The organism is Clostridium nigeriense (assembly GCF_050585245.1).
GTDB lineage: Bacteria > Bacillota > Clostridia > Clostridiales > Clostridiaceae > Clostridium > Clostridium nigeriense_A.
On the sequence record NZ_JBNOOF010000017.1, the window covers coordinates 1 to 17,489 of the forward strand.

The 17,489-nt window shown below is 29.9% G+C and carries 27 protein-coding genes and 1 pseudogene; all 28 read right to left on the minus strand.

Features of this window, described 5'->3' with window-relative positions; translation table 11 throughout:
- A pseudogene (locus ACQPUY_RS16840) lies at positions 1 to 1,214 on the minus strand (hypothetical protein); the annotation flags it as partial.
- 184 nt (positions 1,215 to 1,398) lie between these two features.
- Positions 1,399 to 1,821 (minus strand): hypothetical protein, encoded by a 423-nt coding sequence (locus ACQPUY_RS16845; RefSeq protein WP_430843071.1) that lies wholly within the window; start codon positions 1,819 to 1,821, stop codon positions 1,399 to 1,401.
- Complete coding sequence (locus ACQPUY_RS16850) at positions 1,785 to 2,129, minus strand: DUF6711 family protein (protein ID WP_430843073.1); 345 nt, start codon at positions 2,127 to 2,129, stop codon at positions 1,785 to 1,787. Before ACQPUY_RS16850 ends, ACQPUY_RS16845 begins: the two co-directional genes overlap by 37 nt.
- A 13-nt stretch (positions 2,130 to 2,142) precedes the next feature.
- Positions 2,143 to 4,488: a phage tail protein gene (locus ACQPUY_RS16855; RefSeq protein ID WP_430843075.1), complete on the minus strand. Its 2,346-nt coding sequence runs from the start codon at positions 4,486 to 4,488 to the stop codon at positions 2,143 to 2,145.
- Positions 4,478 to 4,780, minus strand: coding sequence for a hypothetical protein (locus tag ACQPUY_RS16860; protein WP_430843077.1), 303 nt, complete (start codon positions 4,778 to 4,780; stop codon positions 4,478 to 4,480). The genes ACQPUY_RS16855 and ACQPUY_RS16860 overlap by 11 nt, the downstream gene beginning before the upstream one ends.
- Before the next feature lie 26 nt (positions 4,781 to 4,806).
- A complete protein-coding gene (locus ACQPUY_RS16865; RefSeq protein WP_430843079.1) occupies positions 4,807 to 5,112 on the minus strand; it encodes a hypothetical protein in 306 nt (101 codons plus the stop codon).
- Positions 5,113 to 5,121: 9 nt separating this feature from the next.
- Positions 5,122 to 5,532 carry a phage tail tube protein gene (locus ACQPUY_RS16870; protein WP_430843081.1) on the minus strand — a complete coding sequence of 137 codons (411 nt, stop codon included), beginning with the start codon at positions 5,530 to 5,532 and terminating at the stop codon, positions 5,122 to 5,124.
- Positions 5,533 to 5,534: 2 nt separating this feature from the next.
- Positions 5,535 to 5,918, minus strand: a complete 384-nt coding sequence (gp17, locus tag ACQPUY_RS16875) for a tail completion protein gp17 (protein WP_430843083.1) — start codon at positions 5,916 to 5,918, stop codon at positions 5,535 to 5,537.
- Entirely contained in the window at positions 5,915 to 6,364 is a 450-nt protein-coding gene (locus ACQPUY_RS16880; RefSeq protein ID WP_430843085.1) for a hypothetical protein, read from the minus strand. The genes gp17 and ACQPUY_RS16880 overlap by 4 nt, the downstream gene beginning before the upstream one ends.
- Positions 6,364 to 6,708: a phage head closure protein gene (locus ACQPUY_RS16885; protein ID WP_430843087.1), complete on the minus strand. Its 345-nt coding sequence runs from the start codon at positions 6,706 to 6,708 to the stop codon at positions 6,364 to 6,366. Before ACQPUY_RS16885 ends, ACQPUY_RS16880 begins: the two co-directional genes overlap by 1 nt.
- A gap of 8 nt (positions 6,709 to 6,716) precedes the next feature.
- The gene (locus ACQPUY_RS16890; RefSeq protein ID WP_430843089.1) at positions 6,717 to 7,001 is read right to left on the minus strand and encodes a head-tail connector protein; all 285 of its coding nucleotides are present in this window, start codon (positions 6,999 to 7,001) and stop codon (positions 6,717 to 6,719) included.
- Positions 6,991 to 7,152, minus strand: coding sequence for a hypothetical protein (locus ACQPUY_RS16895; RefSeq protein WP_430843091.1), 162 nt, complete (start codon positions 7,150 to 7,152; stop codon positions 6,991 to 6,993). The genes ACQPUY_RS16890 and ACQPUY_RS16895 overlap by 11 nt, the downstream gene beginning before the upstream one ends.
- Positions 7,153 to 7,165: 13 nt before the next feature.
- Positions 7,166 to 8,332, minus strand: coding sequence for a phage major capsid protein (locus tag ACQPUY_RS16900; RefSeq protein ID WP_430843093.1), 1,167 nt, complete (start codon positions 8,330 to 8,332; stop codon positions 7,166 to 7,168).
- Positions 8,333 to 8,375: 43 nt separating this feature from the next.
- Positions 8,376 to 8,978: an HK97 family phage prohead protease gene (locus ACQPUY_RS16905; protein WP_430843095.1), complete on the minus strand. Its 603-nt coding sequence runs from the start codon at positions 8,976 to 8,978 to the stop codon at positions 8,376 to 8,378.
- Positions 8,956 to 10,203: a phage portal protein gene (locus ACQPUY_RS16910; RefSeq protein ID WP_430843097.1), complete on the minus strand. Its 1,248-nt coding sequence runs from the start codon at positions 10,201 to 10,203 to the stop codon at positions 8,956 to 8,958. The genes ACQPUY_RS16905 and ACQPUY_RS16910 overlap by 23 nt, the downstream gene beginning before the upstream one ends.
- 29 nt (positions 10,204 to 10,232) lie before the next feature.
- Positions 10,233 to 10,499, minus strand: coding sequence for a hypothetical protein (locus tag ACQPUY_RS16915; RefSeq protein WP_430843099.1), 267 nt, complete (start codon positions 10,497 to 10,499; stop codon positions 10,233 to 10,235).
- 14 nt (positions 10,500 to 10,513) lie between these two features.
- On the minus strand, positions 10,514 to 12,208 hold the full coding sequence (locus ACQPUY_RS16920) for a terminase TerL endonuclease subunit (protein ID WP_430843101.1): 1,695 nt from the start codon (positions 12,206 to 12,208) through the stop codon (positions 10,514 to 10,516).
- A complete protein-coding gene (locus ACQPUY_RS16925) occupies positions 12,195 to 12,770 on the minus strand; it encodes a hypothetical protein (protein WP_430843103.1) in 576 nt (191 codons plus the stop codon). The genes ACQPUY_RS16920 and ACQPUY_RS16925 overlap by 14 nt, the downstream gene beginning before the upstream one ends.
- A 124-nt stretch (positions 12,771 to 12,894) precedes the next feature.
- The gene (locus ACQPUY_RS16930; protein WP_430843105.1) at positions 12,895 to 13,266 is read right to left on the minus strand and encodes an HNH endonuclease; all 372 of its coding nucleotides are present in this window, start codon (positions 13,264 to 13,266) and stop codon (positions 12,895 to 12,897) included.
- 7 nt (positions 13,267 to 13,273) lie between these two features.
- Positions 13,274 to 13,507 (minus strand): hypothetical protein, encoded by a 234-nt coding sequence (locus ACQPUY_RS16935; protein WP_430843107.1) that lies wholly within the window; start codon positions 13,505 to 13,507, stop codon positions 13,274 to 13,276.
- A gap of 6 nt (positions 13,508 to 13,513) precedes the next feature.
- A complete protein-coding gene (locus ACQPUY_RS16940; RefSeq protein WP_430843109.1) occupies positions 13,514 to 13,753 on the minus strand; it encodes a hypothetical protein in 240 nt (79 codons plus the stop codon).
- A 155-nt stretch (positions 13,754 to 13,908) separates the two neighbouring features.
- Positions 13,909 to 14,388, minus strand: coding sequence for a TM2 domain-containing protein (locus ACQPUY_RS16945; RefSeq protein ID WP_430843111.1), 480 nt, complete (start codon positions 14,386 to 14,388; stop codon positions 13,909 to 13,911).
- 131 nt (positions 14,389 to 14,519) lie between these two features.
- Complete coding sequence (locus tag ACQPUY_RS16950) at positions 14,520 to 14,912, minus strand: hypothetical protein (protein WP_430843113.1); 393 nt, start codon at positions 14,910 to 14,912, stop codon at positions 14,520 to 14,522.
- Between the two features lie 305 nt (positions 14,913 to 15,217).
- A complete protein-coding gene (locus tag ACQPUY_RS16955) occupies positions 15,218 to 15,739 on the minus strand; it encodes a hypothetical protein (protein ID WP_430843115.1) in 522 nt (173 codons plus the stop codon).
- On the minus strand, positions 15,740 to 15,910 hold the full coding sequence (locus ACQPUY_RS16960) for a hypothetical protein (RefSeq protein WP_430843117.1): 171 nt from the start codon (positions 15,908 to 15,910) through the stop codon (positions 15,740 to 15,742).
- On the minus strand, positions 15,904 to 16,188 hold the full coding sequence (locus ACQPUY_RS16965) for a hypothetical protein (protein WP_430843119.1): 285 nt from the start codon (positions 16,186 to 16,188) through the stop codon (positions 15,904 to 15,906). Before ACQPUY_RS16965 ends, ACQPUY_RS16960 begins: the two co-directional genes overlap by 7 nt.
- A gap of 74 nt (positions 16,189 to 16,262) precedes the next feature.
- Entirely contained in the window at positions 16,263 to 16,430 is a 168-nt protein-coding gene (locus ACQPUY_RS16970) for a hypothetical protein (protein WP_430843121.1), read from the minus strand.
- Positions 16,431 to 16,547: 117 nt separating this feature from the next.
- Positions 16,548 to 17,408 (minus strand): hypothetical protein, encoded by an 861-nt coding sequence (locus ACQPUY_RS16975; RefSeq protein ID WP_430843123.1) that lies wholly within the window; start codon positions 17,406 to 17,408, stop codon positions 16,548 to 16,550.
- Between the last annotated feature and the right edge of the window lie 81 nt (positions 17,409 to 17,489).

Here is a 17,489-nt window from a genome sequence, read left to right on the forward strand (position 1 = left end):
CTAACTTTATTGCTTTTATCTTTAAATTGCATTGTAGGCCCTACTATAGTTATTCCACCATCATCACTTGCTACAGTGAATTTATTAGTAGAAATAGTTCCTGCTTTTAATTTATTTAAGCTAAGACTATCTATCATAGCATCTTTTATTACCGCATTTGCTATAACAACATTATCTGTGGTAAGATTTAAGAATTGTCCGTTTTCTACTGTTACAAATTTAGCTAGTAATGTTTGTAGGTCCATTATGTTACCAGAAGCTGTATCAAATTTTATGTTTCCTGCTGTTAAATCTCCTATATAAGCTACATCTATAAGTGCTCTATTAATGAGTGCAAGTTCCATTACAACTCTTTCTACTTTCTTTGCAGATGGTCCACTTCCAGAGAATTCATTCTTATTTTTATTTTCCCCTTTTGCAGATATTTCACTTGTTAATCCACCTGTATAAGTAAATTTTTGAGATAGAATAGGATGTTTTCTTACTACTCCCTTTTTATCTGTAATAGTTACTGTATCCCCTACATCTATACTAGGATCACCTTGCCATTTCATAGAATACCCTAGATATTCAAATCCATTAAGTTTGGTATAAATATCAGTAAGTATAGCAGAATTAACCCAAGGATTTTCGAATTGAAGTTCCATAGAATCAACTCCTATAGAACCTTTGCTTAAAACTTCTTCTCCTGCTTGGCAAGATATTTTTCCTATTTTATATTTAGTTTCTTCCCTTGTATAATCAAAATAATTAGCTGTTCCTATAGAGTAATTAACATCTTTAGGAGTTATAATAGTAAACTTACCATCACGAGTAATAACTGCATTTCCTCCACATATAGAAGCTAAATATCCAAGAACTTCTCTACAAGAAAACCCCTCCAATTTCTTAACTGTGTAAGATGGAAGGGTTCCAGTAAATTGCACTCCTGTTATTCTTGTTAATTCACTTGCTACTTGTTGCAATGTTAAAGTATCACCGAGAGTAGTTGAAAAGTTTCTTTCAAACTTTATCATATTATCAAAGGCTGTTATTTTAATTGTATAGTCAGTTTTTTCTATATCATCTATGTTATATATACCTATAGGAATATACTCTATTGTATTACCTATTTTTAAGCCTATTTCTACTTTTATAGTGCTAGTACCATAAACCATATCACCTTTATTTAGTAGTGTTAAATCAAGAGATTGGCTAGTTGTAGCACCTATCATAAATCCATCACTAGGTTGTATATTACCATCAATAATAATGTCTACTATATCTTCATTCTTATAAACCTTATCTAATATTGTTACTCTACATTCAAATGTTCTTGAAGCTTCTTTAATTGCTGTTTTATATGCTGTACTTGTAGTATAAATTTTATATCCCTCCTTTCTTATATTTTAGAAGGATCTATTTAAACATATAATCAATAACCATTAACTCGCCTGGAGTAATATTTATATCTGCATTTACACTTTCTAAATCTATGAGATGTATATCTACTTCTGTTTCTATTTCTAGGATTTCCTTTAAATCTTTATTAAAATTATCTATGTCTAGGATATTTATAGTTCCATCTTCCTTGGTTTTTAAATTTCCTTCCTTATCCTTTTCCCCATACTTTTCAATTAGCTTTTGCCTTTCCTTGTTATATGCAGTTAATTCTCTATCTATCTTAGTTATATTCTTAGAAAAAGCATAACTAATCTTAATAGGTAACTCCATATTCGTTAATTTACTTAATACCCCTATACTATTTACTAATCTTTCATTACTTAATTTCATTACTATTCCTCCTACTTTTCTATAAAATTCATTTTTAAGCCCTGCCATTTAACTTCTCCATTAATGTAAGAATAAGCTGGTGCTGTTCTATCTCCTACATACATTGTTTTAGTTATCATTCCAGATTGAGGATCTGGAAAAGTAACAGTAAAAAAAACACTACTTACAGCATTAAGTAATGTTTGTATTTCAGATTGTTTTAATGGTCCCCATTCTAAATTTAATTTTCTTTTTACTGCTATTCTATCTCTTACAAGTTCTCCATTAGCATTTCTATTAGATTCTCCATCTAAATCACTTACAGTTGCTTCGTAAGTTTTAGGAGTAGCAATATCTACTCCATTAATCTTTATCAATATTACCACTCCTTTATACTGGTATTAATGTTATATTACCTTGTCTTTGCATTTTTCTTAATTGCTTAAGTGCTACTTTTCCTATTACGCTACTATCTATTTGGAAGATTAAATCTCCACTAATGGAATTATCTCCACTACCTTGTGGCATTCTAGTTGCAACTTTTTCTGCTAAATCTGTTATCCAACCTGTGTTGTTTTCTAAAGGCATTACTGCTTCACGCCCCTGTTCGCCTATTAAAGAAAGTGTTGGACTATCTACAATTCCTCCTTTTGCAAGTTTAGGAATTTTAGGTACTGTTGATATATTTACACCTGGTACTTTATTAATAACTTTAATCATGGAATTAATTCCTGATATAGCTGTGTTAACCAAATCTATTATCATATTTAATGGCCATTTAGCTATTCCGACAAGCGAATCAAATATTCCTCCAAAAATATCCTTAATTCCTTGCCAAGTTTTACTCCAATTTAAAGTAAATATTCCAACAAGAAAATCTATAATTCCTCCAAAAACTCTTAACAAGCCTTTTACTATATCTGATATTACAGCTATAGCTGTTCCAATGCTATCAACTATATAATTGAATACAGTCACAAAAATAGGACCTAATGTTTTAACTAAAAAATCAACAATTGGAGATATAAATTTATTCCATATCTCAAGAACTCCATTTACTAGCTTCATTATAAATTTCCCTAATTCTTCAACTAAACCTTTTAAGTGATTATCCCATAACCATGTCAACATCTCTAATGCATTAGTTATTATAGGCTTTATTACACTCTCCCATATAGTAACTATTATATTTTGTATACTTTGCATAAAACCTTTTAGATTATCTATTAATGTTTGTCCATACTCTTGCCATAGGCTTGTCAATATAGTTCCTATATCTGTTACAACTGTATTAATAAACTCTTTTATATTATTCCATACCTCTATAACTGAATTTCTAAAGCCCTCATTAGTTTGCCATAGATAAACTATATTTCCAACTAAAATTCCTATCATAGCTGCAATAGCTAATATTGGTAAGCTTATTCCACTTATTGCATATCCTAGTGCGTAAAAAGCTAATTGAATCCCTTCTATTATTGTAGTCCAATTTGACATTACAAAATAAGATGTAAACGTAGCTGCTATTCCTGCTAAAGCAGATATTATTGCCTCTTTATTTTTTATAATAAATTCTTTTAAAGTGTTAAAACATGTTTTAATTTTATCAGTAAATGCTTGGATTTTTTCGCTTACTTCTATAACACTTGATAAGAAACCACTGTCACCTAAATCAAGTCCAGAAGTATCTATTCCACCTCCTGCACCACTAGTTCCTCCAGAAGTTCCAGAACTTCCACTATCTTGGCTTAATACATTTAATTCATCAAATCCAGCTAGTGATTTAATAGCTTTTTTCGCACTATCTGCACTGTCTGCAGTATCGTCTAAACTATCTCCTAAACCACTAACAGCACTAGATTGATTAGATATAGCTTGAGTTTGTTCTTGAGTTGCTTTAGGTTTACCAAATAGAGCAGTTGTAAACTGTGCTATTATAGATATAGCCTTGCTTAATGCATTCATGAATATTGTTAATGGAGGAAGGATGGCATTGTAAATAGGTAAAAATGCTTGTCCTAAAGTTAGCTGAACATTCTTCAAACTAGCAATAAATTGATTGTGTCTAGTTTGCGTTGTATCTGCTAATGTAGTTCCATATCTTGCATAAGTTTGTTCTAATATAGCTGCTAATCTTATTTGTTGTTGTGTTTGGAAATTTAATTGTTGCCACGTCTTACCATCTGCTAGTTGTTTAAATGCTTCTGTACTCTCTAGCATAGAAACTTGAGTATAAACTCCTAAATCTTCAATAGCCTCTGTAGATCCAAGCATACCAGATCTAATTCTTTCTGCTGTATCTTCGAATGTTCTACCAGTTTTACTAGCTATTATTGAGGTAGCTTTCATTAATTCCTGTGTACTATTAGCTATTTCTTTAGTATTACTTTGAAAGCTTGATATTAAGTTACTATAAGTCGAACCATACTTATATCCCTCTTGAATACTCATTCCGTATGCTTGTGATTGACTTTTAACCCAATCTCCAAAAGCTTTTGCACTACCTTGCATGGTTCTGTTTATATTTTCTATTGAAGTTTCAACACTCATGGCATCTTTAACGCCATCTTTTATAAGTTCACCTATCTTTATAGTAGCAAAAATAGTAGCAACCTTACCCATTATGCTCTTTACATTACTTTGAAAATTAGAAAGGTTTTTTTGAGCTTTATTCAGCCCTTTCTGCATATCGCTAAAGTCTGCTCCACCTCTAATAAGTAAATTCTTAACTGCCATTTACCTCACCTCCTAAAATGTTATTTAAGAGTTTTATTTGATTCAGCATTTCTTCATCTGTCATCTCTTTTTTCGGCTTTTTCTTTAAAACATCATCAAGCTTAGGTTTTTTCTTACCTAAAAATTGAATAGTCCATGCAGCATTTATATAAGCTAAAGTTAACTTTTCTTCTGCTTCCTCTTCTCTTCTTTTAGCATAAGCATTAGCAACTAAGCTAAATTCATAGGGAGTTAACTCCCAAAACTCTAAAGGAGACAAAGAACAAAGGGTAGCTATTTTCAAACTTTCCATTATAGAAAATTCTTCATAGTTACCCTCTACTCGTTTTTTTCTTCTATTGTCTTCTCTTCACTGCCAAATGCATCATTAAAGGCTTTCCCCATCATCTCTATTACTTCTAGAAAATTTCCTTTTTCATCTACTAGATCCATAACTTTATCTGGTGTTAGCTTCTTATCTTCATGCATAAGTCCAGCACATATTACAACTGCTGTATCTTCCATAGTTAAACCATCTAAATCTATCTTGGCTATAGGTTTCTTTAATTTTTTCTCTATATATGACATAGCTTTCATACCATATCTGAAATTTCTTGTCTTATCTAATTCTATTGGTGTATACATAACTTCCTCCTATTCCCCCTTAACTGTTAGAGTTGGTTTTCCAGACACTTTAATTGTTGCTCCAAAGCTAATTAAATCTTCTAAACTTGCTCCAGTAGAAAAGCCAGTAACAACACCTTTAAATGCCCATTTAGCACCTATACTCTCTGGAAATTCTATAGCAAAAGCTTGTTCAGCTCCCGACTCAAATGCATCATACATCTTTTTTTGTCCATTAGTCGAATCTATTTTTAAATATCCAGTTAAGCTGACTTCTCCTGCATCTTTAAATCCACCGATGAACTCTCTATATCCTCCATCACTATCTAAAGTAGTAGTATCTAATGTATCTGCACTTAACTCAATTCCTCCTATTTCTGTTAATCCACCAACCTTATCTTCTCCTATTTTAAGGACTGTCCCTAAACTTCTTGTTCCCATTTTTATTCCTCCTTATAATAAACTGTAAAAGCTATAATACCTCGTTGTAGTTTTAATTGCTCTTCATATGTCTCTGATATATCAGTAATATCTATATCTTGAATATATAATCTATCTTCTCCTATATTTCTTAATGGCAAATTGACAACTATATCTTCAATCTTTTTAAGTATATATTTCATTTGTGAATATGAATTACATAGAACATTAAGCATTACATAGCACTCTCTATCTTTTGTAACTCCATCTAAGTCTTTTGATGTTTTTTTACTTGTTATATAAACTAAATAAGGTGGTTTCTGACCTTCTGGAGCATTTGTAGGAAATATCTTATTTTCTAATTCACTAATTTTATTTAATTCATATCTTAATGCTTTCTCTATCATTTTCCACCTAATGCCTTATCTATATTTTTACTTACTTCACTTACTATTTTTCTTGTTATAGTACCACTATTATCTTCCATAGCTCTCTTCATAAAATGAAACCCTGGTATATATCTTCCGTTCCTAGCAAAAAAGCCATACTCTTGAGAAGCAGGATAATATCCAGTAACTTTCCCCTCTTTATTTTTCTTTTGGAATATATTATTTTTCTTCCTATCAAAAACTACTTGATAAACCTTTTTAGCTTTAACTCTAGATTTTTCACCTATTAATTTCATTCCACCTTTTAATGCTCCTGTATCTTCCGGAGCATTCTGCTTGGAACTCCTAAGTGCTATATTCATACCTTTTCTTGCTGCAGGTGTAACACATTTTTGAGGTACTTGTCCTAATTTTCTAAACGACCTTTCTAATTCTTTCATACCTTCAACTTTAAATTTAGCCATTAAACCAACTCCTTACATAAAAGTTGTAGCTCTATATTCTTTTCTTGAAAATTTATTATAGACTCAATAGAGAATATCCTGTTATTAAACTTTATTCTCATGTTAGGACTTAATCCTTCAATATATCTTATTTTAACCTTATGAGTTATTTCGCTATTTACTGTTTCTGCTGAAAAAAACTCTTTACCACTTATAGGGTATATGCCAGCCCTAACAGTTGCTATATCACTCCAAGTTTCTTGATTGTTTACTTCAATTTCCCCATAATCATTTGAAGGAGACTTAAGCTTTTGAATAATAATTCTATGTCTTAACTCTCCTGGATTAATTCTATATCTACTCATATAATCACCTACAATAAATTAACTGAATACATATCTAAGATATTACTAATAACAGTATTAACTTTATTATCTTGAACACTAAATACCCTATTGTCATACATTTCATTACATAAAATCATTAAAGCAATTGTTAAATCTTCTTTTTCATCAATTTGCTTTTCATTTAATCCTGTATAACTTTTAATATAAACTTTAGATGCTAATAAAATATTAGTAAATATCTTATCATCATAATCATGTTCAACATTTGCATATTCTTTTAAGTCATCAATAGTTACTTCACTAATCTTCATTAGCTTTCACCTTCTTTTTAGTTGCTTTTACCTCTTCTACATAACCACAAGAAAGAAGGCCCTGGAGTATAACTTTATCGTTGCACTCCTTTTCTTCTCCCTTATACATAGAAAAAACACCAGCAAAACTTACTAATGCTCTTACCTTCATACAATCACCTAAATTAAGCACCCATTACTAGGGCAGATATTTTTTGTTCATTTTCTATCTTAGAGTCTAATTCAACCCATCCAACTACTCCAATAGCATGTTGAGTAGCATATTTTTCTCTTAAAACTTCAATATTTATATCTTCACTTAACTTAACAGCTAATCCAGACATATCACCATAATAAATAGAAGTCTTTGAAGATGAAATAGCATCCATATTTTCTGATGTATAGACATCTTTTCCTAATAAAGTGTATCCCCACTTCGCTGATACATCTTTATTTAATAAATAGTTTCCATCATTATCTTTTAATTTTCTTATAGCTGATCTAGTAGATTTATTCATTATCCATATTGCTCCTGCTTGATAAACATCTGGAACCATTTCTTGTACATCTATTAATTCATCAGCTGTTACAGCAGTACCACTTGTTGCAGTTACTTTTTGTTTAACTGTGCTTAAACCAGTTATCTTGCTTGATGTACCTTTTAATAACTCTTTTTCAATAAATCTAGCAATACTTTCAGCCATAGCAGTAATAACAAAAGATATTAAATCAAAATTAGAGTTGTTTAATAATGATTTAGATACCTTTGTTAATGCACCTGCTAAATATCCTTTTAATTCTATATTTAAGAACTTACCAGAACTTGATTCTAAATCTGTAAACTCTGTTGCATATGCTGTTGTTATTGCTGATGAAGATTCATCATAGTATGGAATAGTTAAATCACCTTTTACATTGTATCTAGTAGCTAATTGATATATTGGAGATATATCATAAACCTTCTTTATAATTTTTTGAGCAATTGTCTTAGGTATAACTGCTCCATTATCGCCTACTGCTAAATTAGTTTCTCGTGTTTCAACAACCCCTCTTACGTAGTTTGCAAATGCTCTTTCCTCTAATTCTGTAGCTTCCTCCGTAGCACTCTTCTTAGCAGGTATCTTGTTAAAAGCTCTTTGTTCTTCTATTACTTCCAGTGTTTTATCTATTTTTGATATTTCCTTTTTAATTTCATCATACCTAACTTCTTCTTGATCTGTTAATGTTCTTGTTTCAGCTTTTGCAGATTCTACTATATTAGTCATTTCAACTAATAACTCTGTTCTCTTTTCTTCTAATGCCTTTTCGTTAGTTGGTAATGTTCTATATTCTGCAATTTTTCTTTTTATCATAATTAATCCTCCTCAAATTTAAGCAAAATAAAAAAGCCTTATTTTAAGACTTTCTAAAACTTTCTATTTCTTTTTCATACTTGCTATAATAAATATCTGTTCTTTTTTCTTTATTTTTAGATTCATCTATTGTTATAGCTTTAAAATCAGTTACTCTATTTTCTGTTAAGACTTCTTTATCATCTCTCATTTCTATAGATGTAGCTGAATATGCTGGATTTCTTGTATCATCTACTATAGTTACTTCAAATAAATCTAATTGCTCTACGGTTCTTTTCTCATAACCATTTTCTGATGTTTCCCAGCTATCTTTCTCTGCGTAAAACCCAAAGCTCCATCCTCTTAATTGTTTATTTTTAGCTTTTTCAATTACATCTGCATCAGTTACAGTACATATCGCCCTTAAGCCTATATTATCTTCAAATAATTCAAGATTCCCCTCTGAAGTTGAACCAAGCTTTCTATTTTTATCATGATTTAATAATAAATCAACATTAGCTCTTCTCTCCAAACTCCTTTGGAATGCTCCAGGCTTTATTTTTTCTACAAACCTACCTTTAACAGAAGGAATAGGCTTACTCTCTCTATCGACAGCATTTACATAACCATCAAGGATTACTCTGTCATTGCGAATCTCTATTCTCATTATTTTCACCCCCTTTCAAGTTTGATGTTTTATCTGTATTTGGAGTATAAACAGTTTTATTTTTAGTGTTATACAATACATCATTTAAACCTAATAAAATGGTATCTTCAAATAAATCAATAGGCTCTAAATCTTCTTTGTATCTAACTTCATTTACTCCCATGATTTTGTTCTTAATGGCTATTTCATAGGCTTTGAACCTCTTCTCTATATCACCTTTTAACAATTCATTTGCATCATATCCAAAATAAAAAGACTTCTTCTCTTTTTCTAGAAGTAAGTCTCTATTAATACTTGCTATTAAACTATTAAGTATTGGTAATATTGCCATTTTGAACATTTTATCAAAATCACCTTCGTTAGCCTTTCCATCACCACTTATTATGCTAGGTGGAATATTAAATATTTTGCAAATTTCTGACCCATTGGTTATTTTATTTTCATTAAGTTGAAGCTCTGTTGGAGTAGCTTGGCTTTCTTTAAAGTTTAATCCTTTATTAAGCACTATACAGTTTTCAGTATTATTTGAATACATATTTCTCCATTGCTCTTTTAAATTAAGCATAGCTTCAAGCCCTAGTTTGCCCTCGGATTCAATAAATCCTTTTTTATTTCCTCCAGTTTTGCTTAGTATATTCTCATACTTAAGAGAATTATATATAACAGAAAGCAATATAATATTTTCTTCTATTATTCCATATCCATCAAACCCATTATCTGTATGCCTTAATAATTTAATAAAATTATAAGGCTTATATATATGTCCATTTACTAATACATCATAATTTTTAAATATTGGATCTACATTTCTATTTATGCTTACATCACTTTCTTTAACATAATGTAAACTTTCAATCTTTCCCCTTTCTTTATTTATATAGATATATCCATTTCCCATTAGCAAATAATCTATAACTAGAGCCTTTTTCATTTCAAATGAAGTAAGTGTATCTCCAGTTTCTTCATTCAAAAGTTTAAGCCTTATATCCTCTTTTATTTCTGTTACTTCTTCATCTTCTTCTTTGTACAGTTTTATAGGGATACTTGCAACTAAGGACGATATTAATTCTACACACCCAGCTAAAGTTGGAATATTTAAAGCTTCTATTCTAGTTATGTCATCTTCTATTAATCCTGCCGCTAACAATAAATCTTTTAATCCTGTTTCATCCTGCTCTAAGATTGATCGCTCTTCTTTTCTTCTTTTCCAAAACTTTAAATTCATCTATCCACCCCCTCTCAGAGTCAATATTGCTATTGTTTTATAATCTCTTCTATCTTCATTCTTACTTCTTTTGGAACACTCTTATTTTCTAAAATATCCTTAAAAATATTTATAATGTCCCTGAATAAGTCTGTATCTTTCAATCTAACATTCAATTTCATTGAGCTACTCTTATCTGCAAAAGTTGCTTGCCCATATGGCCCTAAATGTCCATTGCACTTTACACATCTTTTCCCATCATACTTCGATATTGTATAATGTCCACATTCTAAACATTTGTAAGCAATAAGCTCCATCAAATTCACTCCTTTTAAATGACTTGGATAGTAAAATCACTTCCTGTTAATTGTTCTTGTTGTAATAAATAAATAGCATTTATTAAAGCTACTACCATATCAACTTTGCCTTCTGACTTCTTTTTATTTACATACTTATTTTTATTAGTATCTTCCGTAACTCTAGCATTTTGAAAGTTTATTTCTAAAAGTCTATTTTCTTCATATTTGAATTTTTTACTTAAAACTTTTTCTTCTAGAAGCTTTGTTGGCATATGTAATACTGAACTATGCTGTTTTATTTCAACCATTTCATATCCTGCAGCTTCTAATTTTTGAGCTGTACTTAAAGCATTCCATCTATCATAGCCTATTTGGAGTATTTCAACTCCATAATTCTCTTCTAATCCTAATATAAAGTCTTCTACTTCCTTATAGCTTATTACTTCATCTCCACATGCAAAACATACACCGTCTTTAATCAGCTTTTTATAATCAACATTCTCTTTTTTAGATTTTAACTCTATTTTATCACTTGGTATGAATCCCCATACACTAGTATAAATATCACTTTCATACTCTGTAACCATAGCTACTGCAGTATTATCTCCACTTTGTGATAAGTCAAATGCTAAATATACTTTTTTCCCTTTCCAGAAATCTTTATTTTTCCCCATTTTACACTCCCTCACCTTCGTTATTTCAATATATCCTTCTACCCCTAATCCTTTATACTTTATGTTATTATGCTTACATAAATAATTTTCTCTTTTATTTTCGTATAAAACAGCCATTGTTCTTTTTTGTTTTATCGCATTGAAAATATGCTCCCACTTTAAAGTAACTGGATTAGCTTGATAAATTATTAAATCCTCACTTTGCCATTTATCCTCGCCTAAAAAATCATCATCTGGCTCGTATAAAAGGCTAAACCTTCTTTCATTATCCATTAATCCATCCAAAACTTTTTTAGAAATATCTATTTCAGTTAACATAGCGTTATTATCATTAGGATATTGAGTTGAAATGATTATCCCTAGCTTATTAAATAAAGTTACTTGTGATGATCTCATTGCTTCAATAGGATAATCGTCCATTGCCCCTGCTTCATCTGCTAAAAATGCATTTGCCAACTTTCCGTCCATTTTATCTTCTGAATAAGCTAAAGGTATATATTCACTATCTGTAAGTAGACATCTAACTTCACTTCTTAGAACTTTAAATATTTCATCATCTGCCAAAAGTGGACTTGATTTAATTATTTTTCTTATAGCAACCTTTAATTCGCTTGATAGTTTTAAATCTGGTGCTACTGAATAGAACCTTGAAAATTGCTTGTCAGTAATAAGCAATATAATAAAAATAACAGCCGAATTGAAAGTTTTAAAATTCTTTCTAGCTATTTCTAGCAAGGCTGTTTCATAATATCTTATATCTAAATTTTTATCATTTTTAAGTTTCGTGCATAATGTCGCTATAATTAAAAACCATGCATACTCCTCTAATCCTTCATCCATTGGACATCTTAAATCTGGATGAATCATTAACTTAAGGATATTTATTATCTTTTTAATTTCCTTTTCATCAACATAAGCTTCTTCGTTATTCCCCTCAACTATATCTAACCATTGTATGGCTTGTTTTTTTACATACTTAGGTACTTTTCTATCTGTATTATTAGCACAGAAAAGAGCATATTCATAAGCTTTTGTACTCTTAACTATTTCCATTCAGCACCTTCAATATAGTTTCTTTTGCACTATCATTTTCAGGCTTTTTAGGGATAACTCTTAATGCACTAGCTATAGTCATTATATTTTCTTTTTCTATGTCTAAAAGCATTTTCCTTTTAGGTTGCAATTGCTTATCTAATTCTACTATACTTCCCATAATTTCAGAAATTGCCTTTGCAAATTTTCTTGTTTCTTTAGCTAAATCTTCTTGTTCTAAATATTCTTTTGACTCTTCAAATTGATTTTCTAACTTCTCAACTAATTCATAGAGTTTATTCTTCCTATCTTCAAAATCTATACATTCAGCATAAATCAAACAATATCTATTTATTACAGCTTCATATATTGCATCATTTTTTTCTATTTTCTTAAGGAGCTCATTAATACGCTTAAACTCTTTATTGGCTATTTTATTTTTCTTTACTTCACTTCTAGCTTTCAATGCAGTTCCAGTACTTAGAGACTTTTCTCCCTGCTCTCTAAGTTTCAACTCTTTTTTAGTTCTATGAGATTTTCCTTCACTTTTTAGAACTGAAAAAGGTTTTGGTGGTGTAGGCATACTATCAACTCCTTTCTAAAAATTAATTTTAAAAGCTGATGTGGGAATATTTTATTTATAAATATGGACACGTGGTGTCGCTAAGACCCCCTCAGAAGCTATACCCCTAGGGGGGATATATATTTTATTCTTCTATCATGCTTCTTAGTAATTCTCTTGCTATTTCTCCCTTTTCAGCTAACTCGTGATGATACTTACATAAACTTATTAGATTATCATCATCTAATCTAAGCTCATAGTCTTCTCTTAGTGGTGTTATATGATGTACTTCTATATCTATATAATTATATTGTTTTAATGTATTATATAGTTTTCTTATACATACTTGACATAATCCTTTATCTCTATCTTTTATATAATTTCTTTTCTTTTTCCAAGCCTGTGTGTTTCTAAACTTATCCTCTTCTGTCTTCTTATAAGTCTTTCTTATTGGTTTACTAGGACATATGTATTTACTATCATGTATTCTTCCACAGTACTTACAACTCTTTAACATACTTCCCTTATTCCTTATTTCTTTTAAAGAAAGTTTCCATAGTAAACTTACATGCAAATTCATAAGCTTGTACTTCATTAAATCCATTCTCTATCATCTCGTCATATACATTCTTTAAAACACTTATTGCACTAGGCATAATTCCTAATAATGTTGATGTGCATCTCTTCAATTCCTTTATAATAATCTCTTCTTCTGCTTTTCTAATAACATCATTACATCTTTCTAAGTAATCTTTCATTTTATATCACCTTTCTTTAAATCTATTAATATTTACACCATCTAATTTTATAGTAGTTCTTGTTTGCTTATTAATCTCTTTTATAATTTTATCTGCAAGCTTATCAATTCCCACACTATTTTCTAATGGAATTATATATTCATCCTCTGTTACATCTTTAATTAAGGTAATCTTTGTAGGCTTTACAATAATTTCATCTTTAAATTCTTCATCTGCTAAAGTAACACTATCTATTGAAAAAAGCATATTTCTCTCGTTCCAATTTAAGACATTCTATATATCTTTCGCACTCCTATTAGTTCTTAATATAATATCCTTACCATCACATCTAATTAATATCTTATTCATTTTTTTCAACTCCTTAATTTTAAACAAAATAAAAGCACCTACAAATGTAAGTGCTATCTTCCTTTCCCTGCTTTAAATTGACTTCCACAATTTATACAAGTTACTATTATTTTATCTTTACCTATCATTCCAGTTGCTACACCAAGCACAGGATTTAATATAATTCCTCCTGCTACTGCTTTCCCTAAACTAAATCCTTTTTTATTAGCGGATAACTGTGTACTTCCACATTTAGGACAACGTACTTGATGACCTTCCGGAACATAGTGTCTTTCTTTTATTTCATTTATTTTTTCTAGTCTTTCTTCTCTTTTAGCTTCCTTTTGTTCTTTGTATCCACCATTACAATTTTCTATGAAGTCATGGTCTATCACAATCTTTATTAAATCACTGATCCACCATATCCCAAATCCTCCACCTGTTAAAGTAAATAGTAATGCTCTCTTATAATTACCTAGATACCAATTATGTAATCCTAAAAGAGAACCAAATAGACACAAAAGAAAAACCGTTAGCCTACTCTTCTCTTTCATTATCTCACCCCCTATTCACAATTTTACAATCTTATGCAAATAATGTAAAGCACTTAATATTCTGCTTTAAGAGGTGATTTTATTAACTATATATAATAAAAAGAACCCTATTTCTAGAGTTCCTTATTCCATTATTCTTTTAACACTTTAGCTGCAACTATTGTTCCTATATCCTTTAATTCATCATATGCTAATTTAAGCAATGAACTGATTTTAATATTTTTTTCTGTTCTTTCATATCCAATTTCATTTTCATAGTTTTCTTTACCGATATTACTTATATATACTAAAGCTTTGTCTGTTAAAACCATTCTATCAACCCACGGTACACAAAAGTTACCTCTACCACTAAACTTTAATCCAGTAATATACCTTTGTTCATCTAACTCTTTTAATATTTTTATAAATTCCTCTGTGTCTAAACCCAATTCTCTTTGATTTATTCTATTATAATCTGTATATTTATCTTTCGTATATTCTTCCCAAATACTTAATAATACATAATCAAAATTTGATATTTCCATGCTCTCACCCCCTTATTAAAATTTTACAATCTTATACAAATAATGTAAAGCACCTAACATTTATTATGCTAAGTGCTTTTCGAAAAAGGGTATGAGAATTTATGAATAACTTTAGGGATTTGTAGGAATCGAACCTACTCAAACCATTAATCCCACGTTACACCTAGCCTTAACTAGGTGTTTTCTATTAATATAGGAGGCTTACCCAATGATGAAAAAATCCTGTCCAATTTCTTCACAAATACTATTATATAGACTTAAATTCTTCCAAGTGGACTTATTTTGTCCTTATTTTGTCCTCATTTTTAATACCATCTATATTCTGCTATGTTTCTAATTAAATCTTCTCTAAGATCATATACTTTATTCTTGCTCATATTAAGTTCTAAAGCTATATCTCTCATACCTATTTTTTCTCCTGGTAATATATTATATTTTAATTCTAAGAACTTCTTATATTCATCTTTAAGCATCCCTATGTTTCCTTCTACCTTTTCTATTTTATATATTAGATTTCTTTCTTCACATTGCAGCTTATATAGTTTCTTAGTTCTTTGTGCTTTTTCTTTCTCCATATCATCTATAGCTTTTATAATAGCCTTTTCTACATAACTTGAATTACTAGAAGATGTTTGTACCCTTTCTCCTTCTCCTGTTCCTCCTTGATATGGATCTATACTAACATTACAAGTTCTTATATTTCTTTCTATAGTATTTATTAAACTACTTACTGTATTTATTTCTTTTCTTACTGATTCTAATCTATTTTTATCTCTATAATATCCATAGAGCATTCCTTCTGTCTTTCTAAATAGTTCTTTATCCATCTACTTCCCTCCTGGTATATACAATACCTTTTCTTCTATCTCTACTACTTTTATGCTTAAATATCCTTGTTTGTATAATTCATTTGCTTGCTTCTTAGCCTGTTCTTTTCCTTGTTGTGGTAAATGTACTACTCCATCTCTATCTATTTCTTTATAAGTTAACACTAGCATTTATTCCCCTCCTTAGCTTCTTTAATTAAATCTAATCTTCTTAATATCTCATTTCTTTCGAATGCTAAATTATCAGCTCTTACATTTATATTTGCTCTTTGCTTCCTTGTCATAGAGAATACATCTTTACCTATGAAGCTTTCTCTATGCTTTTCTATTTTCTTCTCTACCTTTTCTAAATCTTTTTTTAACTTATCTTCTGATATTCCTAAGATAACTCTTATATCTATTTCTAATTGTCTATCTTCATTAATTCTTGCAGGATTCCAAAAGCTCATTACATCACCTTCTTAACATATTTTATATAGAGTAGACTACTCACTGTAGTCCACCCTTTTATTTGAAATGCGAATTATCTCCTGCTTAAAACAGCTTCAACCTCTTTAAGTGTTTTTCTTATAAACACCTTATCGAAATCATAATCTATTAAACATACCCAAGCCATTTGTTTAAAATGTGGTATGTATTCTTTCCAAAGGGCAACTTTATATCTCTCTTCTAATTGCTTTCTTTTTGTCATTTAAAAACTCCTTATTTAATTCGTAATTATTTCAAATTACTCTTTCTCTCTTAGTAGCTCCATATACAAACACTAAGTAAATTAATGCTGCTATTAACCATATAACCAATATTCTCATTATCCTACCTTATAAACCTCCCTTATCTCTTCCATTCTTCTATTGAATAGTTCTATTTCTTTTCTTTGATATTCCTCTAACTCTTCTAAGCTATTAAATGTTATCTCTCCTGCTATAACCTTATTTCCTTCTCTTATATAGCTTCCAAATTCACCTTCTAATTCAACTTTCTTTATCTTTAATTTACTCATAGCCTTTTCCTCCTTAACTTCTTCCTTACTTTCTTCTATCATTTGTCCGACATCAGCAATATGGTCCTCCTTTTCTAACTCTTTCTCTATTTGCCTTGCTACTTCTTTAGCTATCTTTTTAGCATCTTCTTTCTTTACTTCATCCTTAATTTCTTTATTATCTTCTAAAATATATCTAGCTGCTTCTTCTGTATTTTCTAATCTTTCTGATTTAACTTTTTTTATAGCATTAGTTATCATAGCTTTAGATAACATAGGAAAATCTATACTTAATGTTTTAACCATTTCCTTTTGCTTAACCCCTTGGTCTATAAGCTCATTAACTCTTTTCACTATTAATTTTTCTTGTTCATTTATCTTTTTAATTGCCATTTCTAACCCTCCGTATATTCTATTATTTTCTCCCATCTTCTTAGTATCTTCTTCTAAGAAATGGACCATATTATCTCGTATTTCTTGTATAATGCTCCACTCTATATCTAATACATTTACTATTGCAGCAGTCATACATCTATCTAAAACATCCAATGTATTCTTCATATCTTTTTTACTCTGCCAATTAGCAAATTCTTTTATATATTCAACTCTTTCTCCAGAAAGTGAATTTATCCATTTAAATGCCTTTTGTAATTCAGTTTCTTTGGATTTTTTCTTGCTTTTCTTAGCCATTTTTACCTCCTAGAAAGGACAATCCTCTGTATACTCTGGTGTCATATCATCATAAAAACCACCTTGGTTAAATTCATTGTT

Excerpts from the sequence above, each read along its gene's own strand:
- ACQPUY_RS16960 (WP_430843117.1), bottom strand. The coding sequence starts at position 15,910 with ATGCTAGTGTTAACTTATAAAGAAATAGATAGAGATGGAGTAGTACAT.
- ACQPUY_RS16950 (WP_430843113.1), bottom strand. The coding sequence starts at position 14,912 with ATGGAAATATCAAATTTTGATTATGTATTATTAAGTATTTGGGAAGAA.
- ACQPUY_RS16920 (WP_430843101.1), bottom strand. The coding sequence starts at position 12,208 with ATGGAAATAGTTAAGAGTACAAAAGCTTATGAATATGCTCTTTTCTGT.
- ACQPUY_RS16965 (WP_430843119.1), bottom strand. The coding sequence starts at position 16,188 with ATGAGCTTTTGGAATCCTGCAAGAATTAATGAAGATAGACAATTAGAA.
- ACQPUY_RS16860 (WP_430843077.1), bottom strand. The coding sequence starts at position 4,780 with ATGGAAAGTTTGAAAATAGCTACCCTTTGTTCTTTGTCTCCTTTAGAG.
- ACQPUY_RS16910 (WP_430843097.1), bottom strand. The coding sequence starts at position 10,203 with ATGAATTTAAAGTTTTGGAAAAGAAGAAAAGAAGAGCGATCAATCTTA.
- ACQPUY_RS16940 (WP_430843109.1), bottom strand. The coding sequence starts at position 13,753 with ATGCTTTTTTCAATAGATAGTGTTACTTTAGCAGATGAAGAATTTAAA.
- ACQPUY_RS16870 (WP_430843081.1), bottom strand. The coding sequence starts at position 5,532 with ATGGGAACAAGAAGTTTAGGGACAGTCCTTAAAATAGGAGAAGATAAG.
- ACQPUY_RS16935 (WP_430843107.1), bottom strand. The coding sequence starts at position 13,507 with ATGAAAGATTACTTAGAAAGATGTAATGATGTTATTAGAAAAGCAGAA.
- ACQPUY_RS16930 (WP_430843105.1), bottom strand. The coding sequence starts at position 13,266 with ATGTTAAAGAGTTGTAAGTACTGTGGAAGAATACATGATAGTAAATAC.
- ACQPUY_RS16890 (WP_430843089.1), bottom strand. The coding sequence starts at position 7,001 with ATGAAGATTAGTGAAGTAACTATTGATGACTTAAAAGAATATGCAAAT.
- ACQPUY_RS16975 (WP_430843123.1), bottom strand. The coding sequence starts at position 17,408 with ATGGCTAAGAAAAGCAAGAAAAAATCCAAAGAAACTGAATTACAAAAG.
- ACQPUY_RS16915 (WP_430843099.1), bottom strand. The coding sequence starts at position 10,499 with ATGGAGCTTATTGCTTACAAATGTTTAGAATGTGGACATTATACAATA.
- ACQPUY_RS16880 (WP_430843085.1), bottom strand. The coding sequence starts at position 6,364 with ATGGCTAAATTTAAAGTTGAAGGTATGAAAGAATTAGAAAGGTCGTTT.
- ACQPUY_RS16865 (WP_430843079.1), bottom strand. The coding sequence starts at position 5,112 with ATGTATACACCAATAGAATTAGATAAGACAAGAAATTTCAGATATGGT.
- ACQPUY_RS16970 (WP_430843121.1), bottom strand. The coding sequence starts at position 16,430 with ATGACAAAAAGAAAGCAATTAGAAGAGAGATATAAAGTTGCCCTTTGG.
- ACQPUY_RS16925 (WP_430843103.1), bottom strand. The coding sequence starts at position 12,770 with ATGCCTACACCACCAAAACCTTTTTCAGTTCTAAAAAGTGAAGGAAAA.
- ACQPUY_RS16885 (WP_430843087.1), bottom strand. The coding sequence starts at position 6,708 with ATGAGTAGATATAGAATTAATCCAGGAGAGTTAAGACATAGAATTATT.
- ACQPUY_RS16905 (WP_430843095.1), bottom strand. The coding sequence starts at position 8,978 with ATGAGAATAGAGATTCGCAATGACAGAGTAATCCTTGATGGTTATGTA.
- ACQPUY_RS16945 (WP_430843111.1), bottom strand. The coding sequence starts at position 14,388 with ATGAAAGAGAAGAGTAGGCTAACGGTTTTTCTTTTGTGTCTATTTGGT.
- ACQPUY_RS16900 (WP_430843093.1), bottom strand. The coding sequence starts at position 8,332 with ATGATAAAAAGAAAAATTGCAGAATATAGAACATTACCAACTAACGAA.
- ACQPUY_RS16845 (WP_430843071.1), bottom strand. The coding sequence starts at position 1,821 with ATGGCAGGGCTTAAAAATGAATTTTATAGAAAAGTAGGAGGAATAGTA.
- ACQPUY_RS16955 (WP_430843115.1), bottom strand. The coding sequence starts at position 15,739 with ATGGATAAAGAACTATTTAGAAAGACAGAAGGAATGCTCTATGGATAT.
- ACQPUY_RS16895 (WP_430843091.1), bottom strand. The coding sequence starts at position 7,152 with ATGAAGGTAAGAGCATTAGTAAGTTTTGCTGGTGTTTTTTCTATGTAT.
- ACQPUY_RS16855 (WP_430843075.1), bottom strand. The coding sequence starts at position 4,488 with ATGGCAGTTAAGAATTTACTTATTAGAGGTGGAGCAGACTTTAGCGAT.
- gp17 (WP_430843083.1), bottom strand. The coding sequence starts at position 5,918 with ATGATAGAGAAAGCATTAAGATATGAATTAAATAAAATTAGTGAATTA.